Origin of the sequence: Modestobacter sp. Leaf380 (assembly GCF_001424485.1) — a bacterium.
GTDB lineage: Bacteria > Actinomycetota > Actinomycetes > Mycobacteriales > Geodermatophilaceae > Klenkia.
In genome coordinates this window covers 201,894-221,578 of sequence record NZ_LMQC01000020.1, presented here as the reverse complement: position 1 = coordinate 221,578, position 19,685 = coordinate 201,894, and the positions used below count along the sequence as shown (strand labels likewise).

Genomic DNA, 19,685 nt, shown 5'->3' with positions numbered 1-19,685 from the left:
AGCGGGGCATGATCGGCACCGTGACGACCCGTGCCGACGCCCAGGCGCTCGACGCCGCCGACCCGCTGGCCGCCTTCCGCGACCGGTTCACCGGCGACGGACCCGACGGCAGCTGGGACGACGGCCCGGACCGCCGGCTGTACCTGGACGGCAACTCGCTGGGCCGGCTGCCCCGCGCGACACCGGCCGCGGTCGCCCGGGTCGTGGAGCAGGAGTGGGGCGCCGGGCTGGTCGGGTCCTGGTCGCAGTGGGTCTCCCAGGCCGGCCGGGTCGGCGACGCGCTGGCCGCCGGGGTGCTGGGCGCCCGTCCCGGCGAGGTGCTGGTCAGCGACTCGACGTCGATCGACCTGTTCAAGCTGCTGGTGGCCGGCTGTGACGCCCGGCCGGGCCGCGACGTCGTCGTGTGCTGCGCCGACGACTTCCCCACCGACCGGTACGTGGTGGCCGGGGTGGCAGCACAGAAGGGCCTGACCGTCCGCGAGGTCGCGGCCGACATCGACGCCGGGCTCGACCTGGACGTGCTGGCCGCGGCGCTGGACGGGCGGGTCGCCGTCGTGGTGCTGTCGCTGGTGGCCTACCGCTCGGGCGCGCTGGTCGACCTGGCCGCGGTCACCGCGCTGGCCCGCGAGCACGGCGCGCTGGTGCTGTGGGACCTCAGCCACGCCGCGGGGTCGGTCGAGGTGGACCTCGACGCGGGTGGGGCCGACCTCGCCGTGGGCTGCACCTACAAGCACCTCAACGGGGGTCCGGGGGCACCGGCCTTCCTCTACGTCCGGCGGGAGCTACAGGCCGACCTGCGCCAGCCGGTGTGGGGCTGGTTCGGCCAGCGCGACCAGTTCGCGATGGGCCCCGAGTACGACCCGGCCCCCGGGGTGGACCGCTTCGCCGTCGGCACGCCGCCGGTGCTGGCCACCGCTGCCGTCGAGGTGGGCGTGGGGATCACCGCGGAGGCCGGCATCGCCGCGGTCGCCGCCAAGGGCCGCGCGCTGACCGACCTGCTGGTCGCGCTCGCCGACGAGCGGCTGCCGGCCCTGCAGCTGGCCTCGCCGCGGGACGCCGCCCGCCGCGGGGCGCACGTGAGCTTCGCCCACCCGCAGGCCTGGCAGCTGACCCAGGCGCTGGTCGACCGGGGCGTCGTCCCGGACTTCCGGACGCCGGACCGGGTGCGCTTCGGCCCGGCGCCGCTCTACACCCGCTTCGTCGACGTCTTCGACGCCGTCGAGCGGCTGGCCGACGTGCTGGCGACCGGGGCGCACGAGGGCTACCCGACCCGGCGCAGCCGGGTCACCTGAGCCCTCAGGCCGGGACGCTCTCGGCCAGGCCCAGCCAGCTGCGCCAGCGCGGGTCGACGGCGCGGTGGCCCAGCAGCCGCCAGGCCGACCCGCTCGGGGCGACCGGCGGGTGCGGCAGCGTCCAGCCCAGCTCGGCCAGCGACCGGTCGGCCTTGGTGTGGTTGCACCGCCGGCAGGCCGCGACGACGTTGTCCCAGCTGTGCGTGCCACCCCGGCTGCGCGGCCACACGTGGTCGATGCTGGTGGCCGGGGCACCGCAGTAGACGCACGTCGAGCCGTCCCGGGTGAAGACGGCGCGGCGGGACAGCGGCACCTGCGCCGGGTAGGGCACCCGCACGTACCGGGTCAACCGGACGACGACCGGCACGGGCAGCGCCACGAGCTCGGCGTGGCAGAACACGTCCGAGACGTCGACCGGCTCGGCCTTGTGGGCCAGCACGAGCACGATGGCCCGCCGGCTGGACACCACGCACAGCGGCTCGTACGTCGCGTTGAGCAGCAGGGTGGCCGCAGTCGTGGCAGCGGGCGGCACGGGACCGGGGCGGGTGTCGCGCCGCGGGCCCGGCGGGCCCGACGCGGACGACGACCCGAGTGCGGTGAGCGGCACGGGGCACCTCCGTCAGCCCCGGACCGCCGGGGTGCTGCACGACCCACGGGCACCCCCATCCTGCACCGCCCAGGTGACGAACGGGCAAACGAGTTGTCGGGGGTGGTGGCTACCGTCGGCGCGTGACCGCCTCGCCCGACCTGCGCCCGGACCCCGCCCTCGCCCCCCGGCTCGACCTCGTCGAGGACCTGCACGGCCACCGCGTCGCCGACCCCTACCGCTGGCTGGAGGACGCCGCCGACCCGCGGACCTCGGACTGGTCCGCGGCGCAGGACGAGTACGCGACCGCCCTGCTGGGCGCGCTCCCGGACCGGGAGGCCTTCGCCGCGCGGCTGTCCGAGCTGGTCCGCTCCGGCGCCGTGGGACTGCCCGCGTGGCGGGCCGGCCGCGCCTTCTCCACCCGCCGCGACCCCGGGCAGGAGCACGCGGTGCTGCGGGTGCGCGAGCCCGACGGCACCCACCGGGTGCTGGTCGACCCGATGCAGCTGGACCCGGCCGGCACCACGACGCTGGACGCCTGGTCGCCCTCCCCCGACGGCACCCGGTTGGCCTACCAGGTCTCGGTGGGCGGCGACGAGGAGTCCCGGCTGTTCGTCCTGGACGTGGCCACCGGGGAGCTGCTGGACGGTCCGGTCGACCGCTGCCGCTACTCCCCCGTCGCCTGGCTGCCCGGGGGCGAGGAGCTCTTCTACGTCCGCCGGCTGGCCGCCTCCGACGTCCCGGCCGGTGAGGAGCAGTTCCACCGGCGGGTGTGGCGGCACCGGGTCGGCGCCGACCCGGCCACCGACGTGCTGGTGCACGGGGAGGGCCTGGACCCCACCAACTACTACGGCGTGCGGGTCTCCGCCGACGGCCGCTGGTTGGTCGTCTCGGCCTCGGCCGGCACCGCCCCCCGGGACGACGTGTGGCTGGCCGACCTGCACGGGGACGGGACGTTGGCACCGCTGCAGGTCGGCGTGGACGCCCAGACCTCGGCGTGGGTGGCCCGGGACGGGCGGCTGTGGCTGTTCTCCGACCGGGACGCCCCGCGTGGTCGGCTCGCCGTCGCCGACCCGGCCGACCCCGGCACCTGGGCGCCCGCCGCCTGGACCGAGGTGATCGCGCAGTCCGACGACGGCGTGCTCACCGACGTCGCCCTGGTCGACGGCGTCGACGGGTCGTTGCAGGTCCTCGCCGTCCACGCCGTGGACGCCACCGACCGGTTGTCCCTGTGGGCCGCCGACGGCTCGGGCCGGGTCGGGGAGGTGCGGGTGCCGCCGGGGTCGATCGCCGGGGTGAGCGCCCCGCCCGAGGGCGGGACGTCGGCGTGGGTGGGCTACACCGACCACGCCACCCCGCCGTCGGTGCTGCGCTGGGACGCCGCCGACCCCACCGCGCTGACCGACTGGGAGCGGGCCCCGGTCGCCGGCGCCGTCCCGGACGTCGTCGTCACCGAGACCCGTGCGACCTCGGCCGACGGCACCCCGGTGCACCTGTTCGTCGTCGCCCTGGAGGGCGCACCCTCGACGCCGCGGCCCACCGTGCTCTACGGCTACGGCGGGTTCAACGTGTCGCTGACCCCGGGCTACAGCGCGCAGACGCTGGCCTGGGTCGCCGCCGGCGGGGTGTGGGCCGTGGCCAACCTGCGGGGCGGGTCCGAACACGGTGAGGAGTGGCACCGCGCGGGCATGCGCGAGCGCAAGCAGAACGTGTTCGACGACTTCGCCGCCGCCGGTGAGCACCTGGTGGCCCAGGGCTGGACGACCCACCCCCAGCTGGCCGTCTTCGGCGGTTCCAACGGGGGTCTGCTGGTCGGCGCGACGCTGACCCAGCGCCCCGACCTGGCCGCGGCCGTCGTGTGCAGCGCCCCGCTGCTGGACATGGTGCGCTACGAGCTCTTCGGGCTGGGCCGGACGTGGAACGACGAGTACGGCACCGCGGCCGACCCCGAGGAGCTGGGCTGGCTGCTGGGGTACTCGCCCTACCACCGGGTGGTCGAGGGTGCGGCGTACCCGGCCGTGCTGATCACCACCTTCGAGTCCGACACCCGGGTGGACCCGCTGCACGGCCGCAAGCTGGCCGCGGCGCTACAGCACGCCACCTCCGGGGCCGCGCCGATCGTGCTGCGGCGCGAGGTGGCGGTGGGCCACGGGGCGCGTGCGGTGAGCCGTACGGTGGGTCTGGCGGCGGACCAGCTCGCCTTCCTGGCGGCGCACACCGGGCTCTCTGCCCGCTGACCCCGCACCCCCCGCCGACGGCCGGCCCGGCCACGCGCCGTCCCAGACCCGGACGGCACAGCCGTGCCCGTGAGCACCCGGGGACCTGGCGACGGCGCGGGTCGACCGACGACCCCGATGCACCTGGGAGACTCCTGCAGTGATGAGCACAGCACTGTCCGTCACCGCGGCGGCGACCGACGGCCTGGACGCCCCGAGCTGCGTCACCGACGACTCGTCCTCGTTGTGCGCCCGGCTCTACGAGTGGTTCGGCATGGACTGGCTGGCCGCGAACGCGCAGACCCTGGTGGCGACCCCGCTGCGGATCCTGCTGATCGTGGTGGTGGCGCTGGTCGCGCGGGCGGTCATCAACCGCACGATCCGCCGGCTGACCGACCGCACCGCCACCGGTCAGATGCCGACGATCCTCAAGCCCCGCCGCACCAAGGGCCCCGGGCCCTCCCACCAGCAGGTGGTCGAGCAGGTCGCCGAGCGCCGCACCCAACGCTCGGAGGCGGTCGGGTCGGTGCTGCGCAGCTTCGCCTCGATCGTCGTGTTCTTCATCGCGATCGTGCTGGTGCTCGGTGAACTCGGCATCAACCTGGCCCCCATCGTCGCCTCGGCCGGTGTCGTCGGCGTCGCGCTGGGCTTCGGCGCGCAGAACCTGATCAAGGACTTCATCGCCGGGATCGGGATCATCCTGGAGGACCAGTACGGCGTGGGCGACGTCGTCGACCTGGGCGAGGCCAGCGGCACGGTCGAGGCCGTGGGGCTGCGGATCACCCGACTGCGCGACGTCAACGGCGTGGTCTGGTACGCCCGCAACGGCGAGGTCCTGCGGGTGGGCAACAAGAGCCAGGGCTACGCCCAGGTCGTCATCGACATCCCGGTCGCCCACGACACCGACCTCGAGAACTGCCGCACGGTCATCCAGGAGGTCGGGGACGCCGTCTACGCCGAGCCCGAGTGGGCGCAGGTCATCCTGGACCAGCCCGAGTCGCTGGGCGTGGAGTCCATCACCGCCCAGGGCATCCTCATGCGCCTGCAGGTCCGCACGACGAACGCCGACCAGTGGCGGGTCGGCCGCGAGCTGCGGATGCGGCTGCAGGAGCGCTTCGCCACCGAGGGCATCAAGATCCCGCTGCCCACCTTCGGGGCCCCGGCCACGGGGGCTGCGCCCTGAGCCACCGCGCCCCGGAGGAGGTGGCCGCCGACCGGCCGGCCAGCTACCGGTCGGTGTTCGCGGTGCCGGAGTTCCGTCCGCTCTTCGGGTCCTACCTGCTCTCGACCATCGGCGACGAGCTGGCCCGGCTGGCCCTCACCGTGCTGGTCTACCAGCGGACCGGGTCGGCGCTGCTGAGCGCGGCCACCTTCGCGATCAGCTACCTGCCGTGGCTGCTGGGCGGGCCGGTGCTCTCGGCGCTGGCCGACCGGTTCCCCCGCCGCACGGTGCTCGTGGCCAGCGACGCGGCCCGGGCCGTGCTGGTGGGGGTCATGGCCCTCCCCGGCATGCCGCTGCCGGCGCTGCTGGTGCTGCTGCTGGCGGTGTCGGTCTGCTCGCCGCCGTTCGAGTCCGCGCGGTCGGCGCTGACCGCGGACATCCTCACCGACGACCGCTACGCCGTGGCGACCTCGGTGACCGGGATCCTGCAGCAGGTCTCCCAGATCGGTGGGTTCCTGCTCGGCGGGTTCCTGGCGACCGCGTTCACGCCGTCCCTCGCACTGGCGGTCAACGCCCTCACCTTCGCGGTGTCCGCGATCTGGCTGGCGGCCGGTCTGCAGCGGCGGCCGGCGCCGGTGCCCGAGGACGGGACGGACCCGGGCACCGTGCTGACCGACGTGGGCCGCGGCCTGCGTCTGGTGCTGGGCACCCCGCGACTGGCCTCGATCGTCGCCGTCCTGTGGGTCGGCGTGCTGTTCGTCAACGGCCCCGAGGGGATCGTCACACCGCTCTCGGTGGAGCTGACCGGCTCGGCCGCGCTGGTCGGGGTGCTGCTGTCCGCCCAGCCCGCGGGCACGATCGTGGGGGCGGTGCTGGTCGGCCGGTTCACCTCCCCGGCCCGGCGCGAGCAGCTCATGGTGCCGCTGGTGGTGCTGTCCCTCGTGCCGCTGGTGCTCGTGTGGCCCGCCCTGCACCTGGGCGGCACAGGGGCCCTGGTCGCGGTCACCGCGCTGCTGGCGCTGTCCGGCGCCGGGTCGGCCTGGACCATCCCGCTCAACGTGGTCTTCGTGCAGGCCGTGCCCTCGGCCTACCGGGGTCGCGCCTTCGGGGTCGCGATCGCCGGGCTGTTCGGGGCCCAGGGGCTGGGCGCGGTGGGCGCCGGGGCGCTGGCGTCGGAGCTCCCACCGACGGCCGTCGTCGGGGTGCTGGGCGCCGTCGGCCTGGTCGCCGTCGTCCCGACGCTGGTGGCACTGGTCCGCACCCGCCCACCCACGGACGCCGGGACTGCGGGACCATCGAGGGCATGAGCGAGTCGAGTCGGCCCCTCCCCTCGGCACGCACCTTCTACGCCGAGGTCGGCGGGGCCCCCACCTTCCACGCCCTGGTGGCGCACTTCTACGCCGGGGTCAGGCAGGACCCGGTGCTGGCGCCGCTGTACCCGCAGGACGACTGGGAGGGCGCCGAGGACCGGCTGCGCGGCTTCCTGGAGCAGTACTGGGGCGGCCCGACCACCTACTCCCAGGAGCGCGGGCACCCCCGGCTGCGGATGCGGCACGCGCCCTTCGCCATCGCCGAGCCCGAGCGCGACGCGTGGCTGCGCAACATGCGCGCCGCCGTGGACTCGCTGGACCTGACCCCCGAGCAGGACGCCACCCTCTGGGGCTACCTGGAGATGGCCGCCCGGTCGATGCAGAACCGCTGGACCGAGCCGGCCGAGGGCGACCTCTCCCCCTGACCCGCCCCACCCGCACCAGCTGACAGCGCCGTCGGCGTGCCCCCGAGACCCGCTGGAGCACCCGTGACCACCACCCCCGACGCATCCGCCGCCACCGACTGGTGGCGCGACGCGGTCTTCTACCAGGTCTACATCCGGTCCTTCGCCGACGGCGGGGACGACGGCGTCGGCGACCTCGCCGGCATCCGGGCCAAGCTGCCCGAGCTGGTCGCGCTGGGCGTCGACGCGCTGTGGATCAACCCGTTCTTCCCCTCGCCGATGGCCGACCACGGCTACGACGTGTCCGACCCCCGCGACGTCGAGCCGGTGTTCGGCACCCTGGCCGAGTTCGACGCGCTGCTGGCCGAGGCGCACGAGGCGGGCATCCGGGTGACCATCGACCTGGTGCCCAACCACACCTCCGACCAGCGCGAGTGGTTCCAACAGGCACTGGCCGCGGGCCCCGGGTCGGCCGAGCGGGCCCGCTACGTCTTCCGGGACGGGCAGGGCGCCGACGGTGCGCAGCCGCCGAACAACTGGCCCTCGATCTTCGGCGGTCCGGCGTGGACCCGGGTCGCCGACGGGCAGTGGTACCTGCACCTGTTCGCCCCCGAGCAGCCCGACCTGGACTTCACCCACCCCGAGGTGCTCGCCGACCTGGAGCAGACGCTGCGCTTCTGGCTGGACCGCGGGGTCGACGGCTTCCGGATCGACGTGGCGCACGGGATGGTCAAGGCCGAGGGCCTGCCCGACGTCGACTTCGACGAGGCCGGCCTGTTCGACGACCACGGTCCGGGCGACCCGCGGCTGGACAACGACGGTGTGCACGACGTCCACCGGGCGGTCCGCCGGGTGATGGACGCGTACCCCGGCACGATGACCGTGGGCGAGGTCTGGGTCTCCGACGACGAGCGGCTGGCCCGGTACCTGCGCCCGGACGAGCTGCACTCGGCGTTCAACTTCCGGCTGCTCACCGCCGACTGGGACGCCGCCTCCCTGCGTGACGCCGTCGTGCACTCCCTGGCCTCGGTCGAGCAGACCCCGGCGCCGGCGTGCTGGGTGCTGTCCAACCACGACCGCCCGCGGCACGTCACCCGCTACGGCGACGGCGAGCTCGGCACCCGCCGGGCGCGGGCCGCGGCCCTGCTGCAGCTCGCGCTGCCCGGGATGGCCTTCCTCTACAACGGCGACGAGCTGGGCATGCCCGACGTCGACCTGCCTGACGAGGCCCTGACCGACCCGGTCTGGGAGCGCTCGGGGCACACCGAGCGCGGCCGGGACGCCTGCCGCATCCCGGTGCCGTGGAGCGGCGACGCCCCGCCGTACGGCTTCACCAGCGGCTCGGACACCTGGCTGCCGATGCCGGCGGGCTGGGCCGGGCTCACCGCGCAGGCCCAGGCCGGTGACCCCGACTCGATGCTGTCGCTGTACCGGTCCGCGCTGCACACCCGTCGGACCTCCCCGCTGGTCCGCGGCGGGCTGACCTGGCTGCCGGCCCCGGAGGGCTGCCTGGCCCTGCGCCGGGACGGCGGCCTGGTCCTGCTGGTCAACCTCTCCGGCGCGCCGGTGTCACTGCTGCCGGGTGACGTGCTGCTGGCCAGCGCCGACGTGACCGGGGGGACGCTGCCGCACGACGCGGCGGTCTGGCTGCGGGACTGACCCCGGGCCCGCCCGGCGCCTCCCGGACCCCTCGGTCCGGGAGGCGCCGTGGGCGGGCACGGGTAGCATCGATTTCGACACGACCCGTGACGAATGTGGTGACGAGCGACCCGTTCGTCGTCCCCGCTGACCAGCCCAGGAGGCCGTCCGGCATGGCCCTGCTGCAGGTGGACGGACTCGTCAAGACCTTCGGCGCCCGCCGCGTGCTGCAGGGGGTCTCCTTCGCGCTGGACGGCGGGGAGGTCGTCGGTCTGGTCGGCGCCAACGGCGCCGGGAAGTCCACCCTGGGCGACGTCGTGGCCGGCACCACGCCCCCCGACGGCGGGTCGATGACCCTCGACGGGCGGCCCTACGCACCGCTGTCCCCGGACGACGCCCGCCACCTGGGGGTGGGCGTGGTCGAGCAGCTGGTCCGCATCGACCCGCAGCTGACCGTGGCGCAGGCCCTGGCCCGGGGCGGCGACGCCGCCGGTCTCTCCGAGCGGGTGCTGCGCGACCGCGCCCGGGCGGTGCTCGCCGAGGTGGGCCTGGAGCTGGACCCCGACCTGCTGGTGGGCGACCTGCCCCGGTTCGTGCACGGCCTGGTCGAGACCGCCCGGGTGCTGGCCGAGGACACCCGGCTCGTCGTCCTGGACGAGGTGTCGGCCGCGCTGACGCCCACCGAGGTGCTCGCCCTGCACGCCGTGGCCCGCCGGCTGCGGGAGCAGGGCCGCGGGGTGCTCTACATCAGCCACCGGCTGCCCGAGATGCTCGAGGTGGTCGACCGGGTGCTGGTGCTGCGCGAGGGCGTCATCGCCGCCGACTCCCCGGCTCGGGACCTCGACCCGGCCAGGCTGGCCGCCGCCACCCTCGCCCCCGCCCCGCTGACGCCGGCCCCGGCGGTCCCCGCCCGGCCGGTGGCCGCCCCGGTGGGGCCCGGCGCCGTCGTCCCCAGCCCGCGCCCCCCGGCGGAGGCCGCCCCGCGGCTGGACCGCCGGCCGCCCCGCCCGGCCGGCGACCGCGCCGTCGCGCTCTCCGTCCGGGGCCTACGGGTGCCCGATCGGGTCGACGGCGTGGACCTGGAGCTGCACCGCGGCGAGGTGCTCGGGCTCACCGGGGACCGCGCGTCGGGCGTCCTGGAGCTCGTCGGTGCCCTCAGCGGGGCCGTGCCCGCCTCAGCCGACGAGGTGCGGCTGCGGGGACGTCGCCACACCGGCTCGCCCATGCTGCCCGTCTACTCCCCCGACGAGGACGCCTACGGCGTCGACCCGGGCGAGACCATCGCGCGCACCCTCGTCGACGAGCCCTGGGGTCGACCGACGGACCTCACCACCGAGATCGCGTCGCTGCGCGGGGTGATCAAGACCGTCCACCAGCTGCACGTCAACACCGGCAGCATCCGCACCGTGTTCGGCGCGCTGTCCGGGGGCGACCAGCACAAGCTGGCGCTGGCCCGGTGGCTGGCCGCGGCCGGTGACGTCGTCGTGGTGCAGGAACCCACCCGGGGCCTGGACCAGCGCTCCCGCCGCGAGGTCCGGGCGCTGCTGGACGAGGCGACGGCGCGCGGCACCGCCGTGCTGGTGCTCTCCGTGGACCCCGACGAGCTCGCCGAGTGCTGCGACCGGGTGGGCGTGCTCGCCGACGGCCGGGTCGTGGAGTGGGTCGACGTCGCCGACACCGACCCCGCCGGACTGCGCGACCGGGTGCTCCGCCAGGCCGCCCGCGCCTGAGGCGACCGGAGCCCGGGCCCGGCCCGGGCGACCGGGGTCGTCCCGGCCCCCCGGCCCGGGACGACCACCGGGTCAGACCGTGATGGAGCCCGCGACACCGCGCAGCTTGTGCCGCGCCAGCGCCAGGTTCGCGGTGTTGCGGTCGAGCACCAGGTAGACGAACAACCCGGACGTGCCCGCGCCCTTGAGCACGTTGATCAGGTGGTACTGGGTGCGCAGCGTGATGAGGATGTCCTCGATCTCGTCGCTGAGCTCGATGTCGCTGATGGTGCGCAGCTTGGCGCGCACCACGTTGGAGTTGCCGGCCGCGGCCACGTTGAGGTCGAAGCCGGGGTTGCCGCCGGCGGCGAGGGCCATGCCGCTGTCGACGTCCACGATGGCGGCGCCGTTGGCGCCGTCGATCGAGAGCAGGTCGGAGATGACGGTGTCGAGCTGTGCCACGGGGGGTGCTCCTGTCGTCGGGGTGGGGGGTCGCGGCGGGGTGCCGCTGTCCGGGTCGGGTGACCCGGACCGTCCGGGCAGGCCGGACGGGTCTGGCGGGGTGGCGACGACCGGGGTCAGGGGTGCCGCGGGAGCTGGGGGGACGGATGGCGGCGGGTCCGGGACCGGCTCGGGGCCGGGCCCGGACACGGGCTGCGGTACGGGCTGCGATGCGGGTGCGGGTGCGGGTGCGGGCCGCCGGGTCGGGGGCGTCACCGGCTGCGGGTCGGGGTCCCACCAGGACCTCCACGCCGCCCGCCACCCGGGTGCCATCACCGTCGCCCTTCGTCGCCAGTGCTGTCCGTGACCACCCAACTGCGATCCGGCTCCGGAGGCAAATCCTGTTCCGCATCACCCGTGCCCCACGGCGTCGGCGGCCGACGCGCTGCCCGGGACACCGGGTCGGGTACCTTCCCGCGGACCGGATACGCGCCGGTCGGACGCCCGATCGCACCCGGAGGTACCGCCCCGTGAAGACCAGGGACCTGACCTACATCGCGCTCTTCGCCGCCATCACCGCGGTGCTCGGTCTCGTGCCGGCCATCACCGTCGGTCCGGTGCCGATCACCGCACAGACCCTGGGCGTGATGCTCGCCGGGTCCGTGCTCGGGGCCCGCCGCGGGTTCCTGGCGCTGCTGCTCTTCCTGGTGCTCGTGGCCGTCGGCCTGCCCGTGCTGCCCGGCGGGGGTGGCGGACTGGCCGTGTTCGCCGGGCCCACCGCCGGCTACCTGCTGTCCTGGCCGATCGCCGCCGGCGTCATCGGGGCGATCACCGAACGCGTCTGGTCGCGGTACGACCTGGGTTGGGCCGTCGTCGCCAACGCCGTCGGCGGGATCGTCGTCGTCTACGCCGTCGGGGTCACCGTGCTGGCCCTCGTGCTCGACCTGGGACCGGGGGCGGCGCTGGCCTCCGGTGCGCTGCCGTTCCTGATCGGGGACGCGGTCAAGGTCGCCATCGCCTCGGTCGTCGCCGTCCAGGTGCGCCGGGCCTACCCGGTGATCGAGCGGCCGCGCCGGGCGGCCACCGCCTCGTGAGACGCCGGCGGTCCGGGTCCGCGGACCCGGCCGCCGTCGCCGACCCCGCCCGCGGGATCGAGCTGCACGGCGTCGGACACGCCTACGGCGAGCGGACCGTGCTCACCGACCTGACGCTCACCCTGCACGAGCAGCGGGTCGGCGTCGTCGGTGCGAACGGGTCGGGCAAGTCCACCTTCGCCCGACTGCTCAACGGCCTCGTCGTCCCCACCGACGGCGAGGTGCTGGTCGACGGGCTGTCCACGGCGACCCAGCTGCGCGCCGTCCGCCGCCGGGTCGGGTTCGTCTTCCAGGACCCCGACGCACAGATCGTGCACCCCACCGTCGCCGAGGACGTCGCCTACGGACTGCAGAACCAGGGCGTGCCGGCCGCCGAGCGGGACGCCCGCGTCGCCGACGCGCTGGTCCGGTTCGGCCTGGACGGGCACGCCGACCACCCCGCCCACCTGCTGTCCGGCGGGCAGAAGCAGCTGCTGGCCATCGCCGGGGTGCTGGTGATGCGCCCGGCCCGGGTGGTGTTCGACGAGCCGACGACGCTGCTGGACCTGCTCAACACCCGGCGGGTCGCCGAGCTCATCGGCGGGCTGGCCGAGCAGGTCGTCGTCGTCACCCACGACCTGGACCTGCTCACCGACTTCGACCGGGTGCTGGTCGTCGACCGTGGCCGGGTGGTCGCCGACGACGTCCCCGCCCCGGCGCTGGCCGCCTACCGCGCGCTGATGGACGCCCGCCGGTGACCCTCGCGCTCTACGTGCCGCGGGCCTCACCGGTGCACCGGCTGCCGGCCGGGGCCAAGCTGCTCGCACTGGCCGTGGGCAGCGTGCTGCTCTTCGTGCTCAGCTCCTGGCCCGTGGTGCTCGGGGCACTGGCCGGCGTGCTGGTGGTCGGGCTGCTCACCGCCCGGCTGCCGGCGGCGGCGCTGTGGCGGCAGGCCCGCGCGGTGCTGTGGTTCCTGCTGGCTCTGCTGGTGGTGCACGTGGTCGTCGACGGGTGGCGTGAGGGCCTGGACACCGGCGGGCTGGCCGTCGTCCGGCTGCTGACCCTGGTGCTCGCCGCCGCGGTGGTGACCGCCACCAGCCGGGTCAGCGCGATGGTGGCCGTGGTCGAGCGGGTGTGCGGGCCCCTGCGGCTGGTCGGGGTCCGTCCGGCCCGGATCGGGTTGCTGGTGGCGATGACGCTGCGCTTCATCCCGGTGGTCAGCGAGCGGGCCGCCCGGATCCGGGAGGCCCAGGCCGCCCGCGGGGGTGCCGTGCGCGGCCCGCGGGCCCTGGCGGTGACCGTGGTGCCGCTGCTGGTGCAGGTGCTGGTGCTGGCGCACACCCTGGCCGAGGCGCTGGACGCCCGCGGGGCAGACTCCGAGTCGTGACCGTCGTCGGCCTGTACGTGACCCCGCACGCCGCCGCCCCGATGCAGGCGGTGGACCAGGTGCAGGCGCTGCCGGGTCTGGGTCTGGCCGGGGACCGCTACGCGCTCGGCGGTGGCACCTGGGCGGACTGGCCGGATGCGGAGAAGCAGCTGACGCTCATCGACGTGGACGCGGTCGCCGAGGTGGCCGACCTGGTGGGGGCGCCGTTCACCCCAGCCGACACCCGCCGCAACGTCGCCACCCGCGGGGTCGACCTGCCTGCGCTGGTCGGCCGGTTCTTCCTGGTCGGTGACGTGCTGGCGTTCGGGATGAAGCGCTGCCCGCCGTGCCGGCACCTGGCCACGCTGACCGGGCTGCCGCTGGTGAAGCCGATGGCGCTGCGCGGCGGGATCAACGCGGCGCTCTTCACCACCGGCACGATCGCCGTCGGCGCGCCCGTGCGGCAGGTCGAGGACGCCGAGGCCGCGACCCTGGGGGCACCCGCCGTGCGGCCGGTGCCGCGCGTGGTCGGCGCCTGACTCAGCCGATGGGCAGCGGACCCTCGTCCTGGTGGGCGGCGAGGAACTCCTTCTCCCCGGGCGTGAGCCGGCGGGGGCGGTCCAGGGCGAAGTCGACCGGCACCAGCAGGGTGCTGCCGGTGACGGCCAGGCGGCCGTGGTCGAAGAGCTCGTAGTGGCACACGAACGACGCGGCCCGGGCGTCGGAGCACCAGATCTGCACGTCGAGGGGGTCCTTGTCGTAGACCACCGGCCGCTTGTAGGCGATCTCGTGCTTGGCGACGACGATGCCGCGGCGCAGGCCGGTGATCTCGTCGTGCGTGGGCTGGTCGAAGAACAGCGCCACCCGGGCGGTCTCGAAGTAGCCGAGGAAGGCGACGTTGTTGACGTGCTGGTAGGCGTCCATGTCCGACCAGCGCATGGGGACCTGCACCGAGAACCTCACGGGGGGACACACTGCCGTACGGGGGCGTCCTACGGTGAGGCGGTGACCTGGATGGCGGGCGAACCCGGTGTGGTCGGGCTCCCCTCGGGCCGGCTCGTGCGCGGCCGCGGGCTGCGCCAGGAGCTGCCCGACCCGGACTTCGGCCTGCTCCTCCTGGGCCGCGACCGGCCAACGGCGTGGCCGCACCGCTGGGTGGCTCGGCCGGACTTCCGCCTGCCGCGCGGTGACCTCCGGGCGGCGCTGGACGACCTGCTGGTGCGGGCCGGCGCCGAGCGGGTGGAGCTGGCCTGCGGCGGGGGCACCGGGCGGACGGGGACAGCGCTGGCCTGCCTCGCCGTCCTGGACGGGGTGCCGGCCGCCGACGCGGTGGAGTGGGTGCGCACGCACTACCGGCGCCGGGCGGTGGAGACCCCCGCCCAGCGCCGGTTCGTCAGCGCCTGGTGCCGGTGACCACCGCAGCGGGTCGCCCCACGGTCATCGGGTCGCGTCGTGACGCGACCCGATGACTGCCCGGTGACCCGCTGCAGCTGCTAGTCGCGCGACAGTTTGCGGTAGGTCGCCCGGTGCGGGCGGGCCGCGTCGGCGCCGAGGCGCTCGACCTTGTTCTTCTCGTAGTCGTCGAAGTTGCCCTCGAACCAGAACCACTTGCTGTCGCCCTCGTAGGCGAGGATGTGCGTCGCGACGCGGTCCAGGAACCAACGGTCGTGGCTCACCACGACGGCGCAGCCCGGGAACTCGAGCAGCGCACCCTCCAGGCTGGTGAGGGTCTCGGTGTCCAGGTCGTTGGTGGGCTCGTCGAGCAGCAGCAGGTTGCCGCCCTGCTTGAGCGTCAGCGCCAGGTTCAGCCGGTTGCGCTCACCGCCGGAGAGCACGCCGGCCTTCTTCTGCTGGTCGTGGCCCTTGAACCCGAAGGCGGAGACGTAGGCGCGGGAGGGCACCTCGACGTTGCCGACCTTGATGTGGTCCAGGCCGTCGGAGACGACCTCCCACAGGCTCTTGGCCGGGTCGATGCCGCTGCGGTTCTGCTCGACGTAGCTGATCTTGACCGTCTCGCCGACCTTGATGGAGCCCCCGTCGGGGGTCTCCTGGTCGACCAGCATCTTGAACAGGGTGGTCTTGCCGACGCCGTTGGGGCCGACGATGCCGACGATGCCGTTGCGGGGCAGGGAGAACGACAGCCCGTCGATGAGCACCCGGTCGCCGAAGCCCTTGACCAGCTTGTCGGTCTCGATGACCACACTGCCCAGCCGCGGGCCCGGCGGGATCTGGATCTCCTCGAAGTCCAGCTTGCGGAACTTGTCGGCCTCCGCGGCCATCTCCTCGTAGCGGGCCAGGCGGGCCTTGGACTTGGCCTGGCGGGCCTTGGCGCCCGAGCGCACCCACTCCAGCTCGTCCTTGAGGCGCTTGGCGCGCTTGGCGTCCTTGGCGCCCTCGACCTTGAGGCGGTTGGCCTTGGTCTCCAGGTAGGTGGAGTAGTTGCCCTCGTAGGGGTAGGCCCGGCCGCGGTCGAGCTCGAGGATCCACTGCGCGACGTTGTCCAGGAAGTACCGGTCGTGGGTGACGGCGACGACGGTGCCGGCGTACTTCTCCAGGTGCGCCTCCAGCCAGGCCACGGACTCGGCGTCCAGGTGGTTGGTGGGCTCGTCGAGCAGCAGCAGGTCCGGCGCCTCCAGCAGCAGCTTGCACAGCGCGACGCGGCGGCGCTCACCACCGGAGAGGACCTTCACGTCGGCGTCACCGGGCGGGCAGCGCAGCGCGTCCATGGCCTGCTCGATGCGGTTGTCGAGCTCCCAGCCGTCACCGTTCTCGATGACCTCCATGAGCTCGCCCTGCTCGGTGAGCAGCGAGTCGAAGTCGGCGTCGGGCTCGCCCATCGCCGCGCTGACCTCCTCGAAGCGGGTCAGTGCACCGCGCAGCTCGCGCACGGCCTCCTCGACGTTGCCGCGCACGTCGAGGTCCTCGTTGAGCGGGGGCTCCTGCTGCAGCATCCCGACGGTGGCGTCCGGGGCCAGGGTGGTGTCGCCGTTGGAGGCGTGCTCGAGCCCGGCCATGATCTTGAGGACCGTGGACTTGCCGGCGCCGTTGGGGCCGACGACGCCGATCTTCGCGCCCGGCAGGAACGCCAGGGTCACGTCGTCGAGGATGACCTTGTCGCCGTGCGCCTTGCGGGCGCGGACCATGGAGTAGATGTACTGGGCCACGGGAGCCTTCCGTCGTCTGCGGGATCGTGCTGGTCTGTGCGGCGGGGCGCCCCGTGCCGGGGTCCTGCTCCACGCCGTCGTCCATTCTCCCAGCCCCGGGCAACCCCGGTGGCGCCGGGACCGGCCCGCGGGCCGGCCCCGACGTCCCCGCGGTCAGAACGGGGCCGGCTGGGACTGCACCTCCCCGGTGGCCACGTCGATCGGCTCGCCGGCCTCGGTGACGACGTCCGACGTGCCCTCGCCGACGGCGTCGGTGGACCCGGCCGCCCGGGCGGTGCGCTTGAAGACCGCACTCCCCCGGCTGAGGTCGTGGCCCACCACCTGGGCACGGACGACCGGTCGGCTGCGGCGGCCGCCGTCCACCTCGTACTCCGAGGTCGTGATCCGGCCGACGACGACGACCGGGTCGCCCTTGACCACGCAGGCCGAGACGCTGCCGCCCAGGCCGTTCCAGGCGTCGACGTCGACGTAGAAGGTGTCGCCGTCGACCCACTCGCCGCTGCCGCCGTCGAGGCGGCGCTCGGTGGCGGCCAACCGGAACTTGGTGACCTCACCGGCCCCGGCCCGTCGGCGGGTGGGTGAGTCGACGACGTTGCCGACGAGGGTGATCGTGTTCTGGCTCATGGTGCTCCTCGGGAGGTCGGTGCCGACGGCTGCCGCCGGACACCCCGACCCTCGGCCCGCGGGCACCCCGCCGGGTGCGCCGGCGGGCATCTGTGGATCGGCCCGCCGGTGTGGACGACGGCGCGCGGGAGGGCGCCGGACCCGCTACGAGCGGGTGGGATGATCGGCGCCAGCCGAGCGCCCGTAGCTCAGCGGATAGAGCAGGGGCCTTCTAATCCCTTGGTCGCAGGTTCGATTCCTGCCGGGCGCACCACCAGGACGCCGAGGGCCCCGCACCCGGTGGGGTGCGGGGCCCTCGGGGACGTGTGGCTCAGCCCTTGCGGGTCCACCCGATCGCCGGGGCGACCTCGCGGACGACGGTCTCCAGCAGCCGGGTGTTGTAGTCCACCCCGAGCATGTTGGGCACCGTGAGCAGCAGGGTGTCGGCCTCGCGGACGGCGGCGTCCTTGGCGAGCTCCTCGGCCAGCTGGTCCGGCGGACCGGCGTAGGTCTTGCCGAACCGCGAGCGCATCCCGTCCAGGATGCCGACCTGGTCCTCGCCGCTGCGGTCACCGAAGTACATCCGGTCCTCGTCGGTGGTGACCGGCATGACGCTGCGGCTGACCGACACCCGGGGCTCGTGCGCCCAGCCGGCATCGGCCCAGGCGGTCCGGAACCGTTCGATCTGCTCGGCCTGCAGCTCGTCGAAGGGGATGCCGGTGTCCTCGGTGAGCAGCGTGGAGCTCATCAGGTTCATGCCCTGCTCGCCGGCCCACACGGCGGTGCCGCGGGTGCCCGAGCCCCACCAGATGCGCTCGGACAGACCCGCGGACTGCGGCTGGACGCCCAGCCGGCCGGTGACGCCACCGGTCATCCGCGGGTCGGCGTCGGCCACCCCGGCGCCGGCGATGGCGGCCCGGAAGAGCTCGGTGTGGGACCGCGCGAGGTCCCCGCCGTCGTCGTCGAAGCGGTAGCCGAAGGCGGTGGCGCCGCGCAGCGCGGTCTCCGGTGACCCCCGGCTGATGCCGAGCTGGAGCCGACCGTCGCTGAGCAGGTCGCTGATCGCGGCCTCCTCGGCCATGTACAGCGGGTTCTCGTAGCGCATGTCGATGACGCCGGTGCCGATCTCGATCCGGCTGGTGCGGGCGGCGACGGCGGCCAGCAGCGGGAACGGCGCGGCGAGCTGGCGGGCGAAGTGGTGCACCCGGTAGTACGCGCCGTCCAGGCCCAGCTCCTCCGCGGCGACGGCGAGCTCGACGCTCTGCACGAGCGCGTCACGGCCGGTGCGCACCTGCGAACCGCGCCCGGGGTTCCAGTTGCCGAAGCTCAGGAAACCGATCTTCTTGTCCATGTCGAGACCTCCTCGGTCACTCACTTGAACACTCAACCACCTATGGGTGTTCCGACACCAGAGCGGGCCCGGCCACAGGGTGCGTGGCCGGGCCCGATCGGGGGTGGTGCGGGAGGGTCAGACGCCTGCGGTGCTCAGCGCGGGGTAGTCGGTGTAGCCCTCGGCGCCGCCGCCGTAGAAGGTCGAGCCGTCGGGCTCGTTCTCCTCGTGGCCGCCGACCCAGCGCTCGACCAGGTCGGGGTTGGCGATGACGGCGCGGCCGACGGCGACGCACTCGGCGTGACCCTGCTCGACGAGGGCGAGGGCCTCCTGCCGCTCGGTCGGGGAGGCGAAGCCGGTGTTGGCCATCAGCGGCCCACCGAAGCGGCGGCGCAGGTCCTGCACCAGCTCGCCGGCGGGGTCGGCGTGCAGCACGGACAGGTAGGCCAGGCCCAGCGGGGCGAGGGCGTCGATCAGCACGCCGTAGGTGGCGCGGACGTCGGCGGCGTCGTCCTCGACGACCCCCTGCACGCCGTGCGCGGGCGAGATGCGAAGACCCACGCGGCCGGCGCCGATCTCGGCGGCCACCTCGGTGACGACCTCCACGACGAACCGGGCACGGGCCTCGGCACTGCCGCCGTACACGTCGGTGCGGGTGTTGGAGCCCGCTGCGAGGAACTCGTGCAGCAGGTAGCCGTTGGCACCGTGCACCTCGACGCCGTCCAGGCCGGCGTCGACGGCCCGGCGGGCCGCGGCCACGAACTCGGCCTTCACCGCGACGGCCTCCTCGGTGGTCAGCGCGTGCGGCACCGGGTAGGGCGCCTTGCCCGTGGGGGTGTGCACCTCGCCGTCGATGGCGATGGCCGACGGCGCGACGATCCGGTCGGTGCCGGTGATGTCGGTGTGCGACACCCGGCCGGCGTTCATGACCTGCATGAAGAGGCGACCGCCGCGGGCGTGCACGGCGTCGGCCACGCGGGCCCAGCCGGCGGCCTGCTCGTCGGTGACGATGCCGGGCTGGCCGGGGTACCCGCGGGACTCGGCGCTCGGGTAGGTGCCCTCGGTGACGATGAGGCCCACGCTCGCGCGCTGGGCGTAGTGCTCGACGTTCAGGTCGCCGGGCACGCCGTCGGCGCTGGAGCGCATCCGGGTCAGGGGGGCCATGGCGATGCGGTTGGCGAGCTCGAGGTCTCCGAGCCGCACGGGAGAGAACAGGTCCATGTGCACAGCAGCCGTGGCGTCCGGCGGACCATTCCGGTCCGGTGGTGCGCGACGGGTCACACCCCGGAGGCGGCGGAGGCGGGGACCCCGCGCGACCCGTCCGTCCCACGCGTCGCGCCACGCTGGCGGGGGTGACGGAATGTGACGACGCGACCACGACGCTCCCGCCC

19 protein-coding genes and 1 tRNA gene are annotated in these 19,685 nt (G+C 74.7%); 13 read left to right on the top strand and 7 right to left on the bottom strand.

Annotation, left to right across the window (positions count from 1 at the left end):
- Positions 1–20 precede the first annotated feature (20 nt).
- The gene (kynU, locus tag ASG41_RS16445) at positions 21–1,292 is read left to right on the top strand and encodes a kynureninase (protein ID WP_235564857.1); all 1,272 of its coding nucleotides are present in this window, start codon (positions 21–23) and stop codon (positions 1,290–1,292) included.
- Between the two features lie 4 nt (positions 1,293–1,296).
- On the opposite strand, the gene ASG41_RS16440 is transcribed toward kynU, so the two are convergent.
- Positions 1,297–1,824, bottom strand: coding sequence for an HNH endonuclease (locus ASG41_RS16440; protein ID WP_056298194.1), 528 nt, complete (start codon positions 1,822–1,824; stop codon positions 1,297–1,299).
- 197 nt (positions 1,825–2,021) lie between these two features.
- On the opposite strand from ASG41_RS16440, the gene ASG41_RS16435 reads away from it, so the two are divergent.
- The 6 genes from ASG41_RS16435 to ASG41_RS16410 all read left to right on the top strand — a co-directional run bounded on the left by ASG41_RS16435 (position 2,022) and on the right by ASG41_RS16410 (position 10,338).
- Entirely contained in the window at positions 2,022–4,115 is a 2,094-nt protein-coding gene (locus ASG41_RS16435) for a prolyl oligopeptidase family protein (RefSeq protein ID WP_235564855.1), read from the top strand.
- A 142-nt stretch (positions 4,116–4,257) separates the two neighbouring features.
- Positions 4,258–5,277 (top strand): mechanosensitive ion channel family protein, encoded by a 1,020-nt coding sequence (locus tag ASG41_RS16430; RefSeq protein ID WP_056297336.1) that lies wholly within the window; start codon positions 4,258–4,260, stop codon positions 5,275–5,277.
- Positions 5,278–5,297: 20 nt separating this feature from the next.
- A complete protein-coding gene (locus ASG41_RS16425; protein WP_235564854.1) occupies positions 5,298–6,563 on the top strand; it encodes an MFS transporter in 1,266 nt (421 codons plus the stop codon).
- Positions 6,560–6,991 (top strand): globin, encoded by a 432-nt coding sequence (locus ASG41_RS16420; RefSeq protein ID WP_056297333.1) that lies wholly within the window; start codon positions 6,560–6,562, stop codon positions 6,989–6,991. Before ASG41_RS16425 ends, ASG41_RS16420 begins: the two co-directional genes overlap by 4 nt.
- A gap of 63 nt (positions 6,992–7,054) precedes the next feature.
- Positions 7,055–8,629, top strand: coding sequence for a glycoside hydrolase family 13 protein (locus ASG41_RS16415; RefSeq protein WP_056297330.1), 1,575 nt, complete (start codon positions 7,055–7,057; stop codon positions 8,627–8,629).
- Between the two features lie 152 nt (positions 8,630–8,781).
- Positions 8,782–10,338, top strand: a complete 1,557-nt coding sequence (locus ASG41_RS16410; RefSeq protein WP_056297327.1) for an ATP-binding cassette domain-containing protein — start codon at positions 8,782–8,784, stop codon at positions 10,336–10,338.
- Between the two features lie 72 nt (positions 10,339–10,410).
- Here the strand turns inward: ASG41_RS16410 and ASG41_RS16405 are convergent, their stop codons facing one another.
- Positions 10,411–10,779, bottom strand: a complete 369-nt coding sequence (locus ASG41_RS16405) for a hypothetical protein (protein WP_056297324.1) — start codon at positions 10,777–10,779, stop codon at positions 10,411–10,413.
- Between the two features lie 509 nt (positions 10,780–11,288).
- Between ASG41_RS16405 and ASG41_RS16400 the strand changes: the two genes are divergently transcribed.
- Genes ASG41_RS16400 through ASG41_RS16385 form a run of 4 tightly spaced genes read left to right on the top strand, consistent with a single transcriptional unit; the run spans position 11,289 to position 13,736 of the window.
- Complete coding sequence (locus tag ASG41_RS16400; protein ID WP_056297321.1) at positions 11,289–11,852, top strand: biotin transporter BioY; 564 nt, start codon at positions 11,289–11,291, stop codon at positions 11,850–11,852.
- Positions 11,849–12,589, top strand: a complete 741-nt coding sequence (locus tag ASG41_RS16395) for an energy-coupling factor ABC transporter ATP-binding protein (protein ID WP_082557020.1) — start codon at positions 11,849–11,851, stop codon at positions 12,587–12,589. The genes ASG41_RS16400 and ASG41_RS16395 overlap by 4 nt, the downstream gene beginning before the upstream one ends.
- On the top strand, positions 12,586–13,218 hold the full coding sequence (locus tag ASG41_RS16390; RefSeq protein ID WP_056297318.1) for an energy-coupling factor transporter transmembrane protein EcfT: 633 nt from the start codon (positions 12,586–12,588) through the stop codon (positions 13,216–13,218). The genes ASG41_RS16395 and ASG41_RS16390 overlap by 4 nt, the downstream gene beginning before the upstream one ends.
- Positions 13,215–13,736: an MOSC domain-containing protein gene (locus tag ASG41_RS16385; protein ID WP_235564853.1), complete on the top strand. Its 522-nt coding sequence runs from the start codon at positions 13,215–13,217 to the stop codon at positions 13,734–13,736. The genes ASG41_RS16390 and ASG41_RS16385 overlap by 4 nt, the downstream gene beginning before the upstream one ends.
- A gap of 1 nt (position 13,737) precedes the next feature.
- Here ASG41_RS16385 and ASG41_RS16380 read toward each other — a convergent pair whose 3' ends face one another.
- The gene (locus ASG41_RS16380; protein ID WP_056297315.1) at positions 13,738–14,160 is read right to left on the bottom strand and encodes a thioesterase family protein; all 423 of its coding nucleotides are present in this window, start codon (positions 14,158–14,160) and stop codon (positions 13,738–13,740) included.
- 51 nt (positions 14,161–14,211) lie between these two features.
- Here ASG41_RS16380 and ASG41_RS16375 point away from each other — a divergent pair, with 51 nt between their 5' ends.
- A complete protein-coding gene (locus tag ASG41_RS16375) occupies positions 14,212–14,610 on the top strand; it encodes a hypothetical protein (protein ID WP_056298180.1) in 399 nt (132 codons plus the stop codon).
- An 80-nt stretch (positions 14,611–14,690) separates the two neighbouring features.
- Here the strand turns inward: ASG41_RS16375 and ettA are convergent, their stop codons facing one another.
- Together ettA and ASG41_RS16365 are read right to left on the bottom strand one after the other, a co-directional pair.
- A complete protein-coding gene (gene ettA / locus ASG41_RS16370; protein WP_056297312.1) occupies positions 14,691–16,361 on the bottom strand; it encodes an energy-dependent translational throttle protein EttA in 1,671 nt (556 codons plus the stop codon).
- 153 nt (positions 16,362–16,514) lie between these two features.
- Positions 16,515–16,985 carry a single-stranded DNA-binding protein gene (locus tag ASG41_RS16365; protein ID WP_056297309.1) on the bottom strand — a complete coding sequence of 157 codons (471 nt, stop codon included), beginning with the start codon at positions 16,983–16,985 and terminating at the stop codon, positions 16,515–16,517.
- Positions 16,986–17,162: 177 nt separating this feature from the next.
- Between ASG41_RS16365 and ASG41_RS16360 the strand changes: the two genes are divergently transcribed.
- Positions 17,163–17,238, top strand: a tRNA-Arg gene (locus ASG41_RS16360).
- A gap of 57 nt (positions 17,239–17,295) precedes the next feature.
- On the opposite strand, the gene ASG41_RS16355 is transcribed toward ASG41_RS16360, so the two are convergent.
- Complete coding sequence (locus ASG41_RS16355) at positions 17,296–18,315, bottom strand: LLM class flavin-dependent oxidoreductase (protein ID WP_056297307.1); 1,020 nt, start codon at positions 18,313–18,315, stop codon at positions 17,296–17,298.
- A 117-nt stretch (positions 18,316–18,432) separates the two neighbouring features.
- Positions 18,433–19,515: an alkene reductase gene (locus ASG41_RS16350; RefSeq protein WP_056297305.1), complete on the bottom strand. Its 1,083-nt coding sequence runs from the start codon at positions 19,513–19,515 to the stop codon at positions 18,433–18,435.
- Positions 19,516–19,685 lie beyond the last annotated feature (170 nt).

Excerpts from the sequence above, each read along its gene's own strand:
- ASG41_RS16430 (WP_056297336.1), top strand. The coding sequence starts at position 4,258 with ATGAGCACAGCACTGTCCGTCACCGCGGCGGCGACCGACGGCCTGGAC.
- ASG41_RS16350 (WP_056297305.1), bottom strand. The coding sequence starts at position 19,515 with ATGGACCTGTTCTCTCCCGTGCGGCTCGGAGACCTCGAGCTCGCCAAC.
- ASG41_RS16355 (WP_056297307.1), bottom strand. The coding sequence starts at position 18,315 with ATGGACAAGAAGATCGGTTTCCTGAGCTTCGGCAACTGGAACCCCGGG.
- ASG41_RS16410 (WP_056297327.1), top strand. The coding sequence starts at position 8,782 with ATGGCCCTGCTGCAGGTGGACGGACTCGTCAAGACCTTCGGCGCCCGC.
- ASG41_RS16365 (WP_056297309.1), bottom strand. The coding sequence starts at position 16,985 with ATGAGCCAGAACACGATCACCCTCGTCGGCAACGTCGTCGACTCACCC.
- ASG41_RS16375 (WP_056298180.1), top strand. The coding sequence starts at position 14,212 with ATGGCGGGCGAACCCGGTGTGGTCGGGCTCCCCTCGGGCCGGCTCGTG.
- ASG41_RS16420 (WP_056297333.1), top strand. The coding sequence starts at position 6,560 with ATGAGCGAGTCGAGTCGGCCCCTCCCCTCGGCACGCACCTTCTACGCC.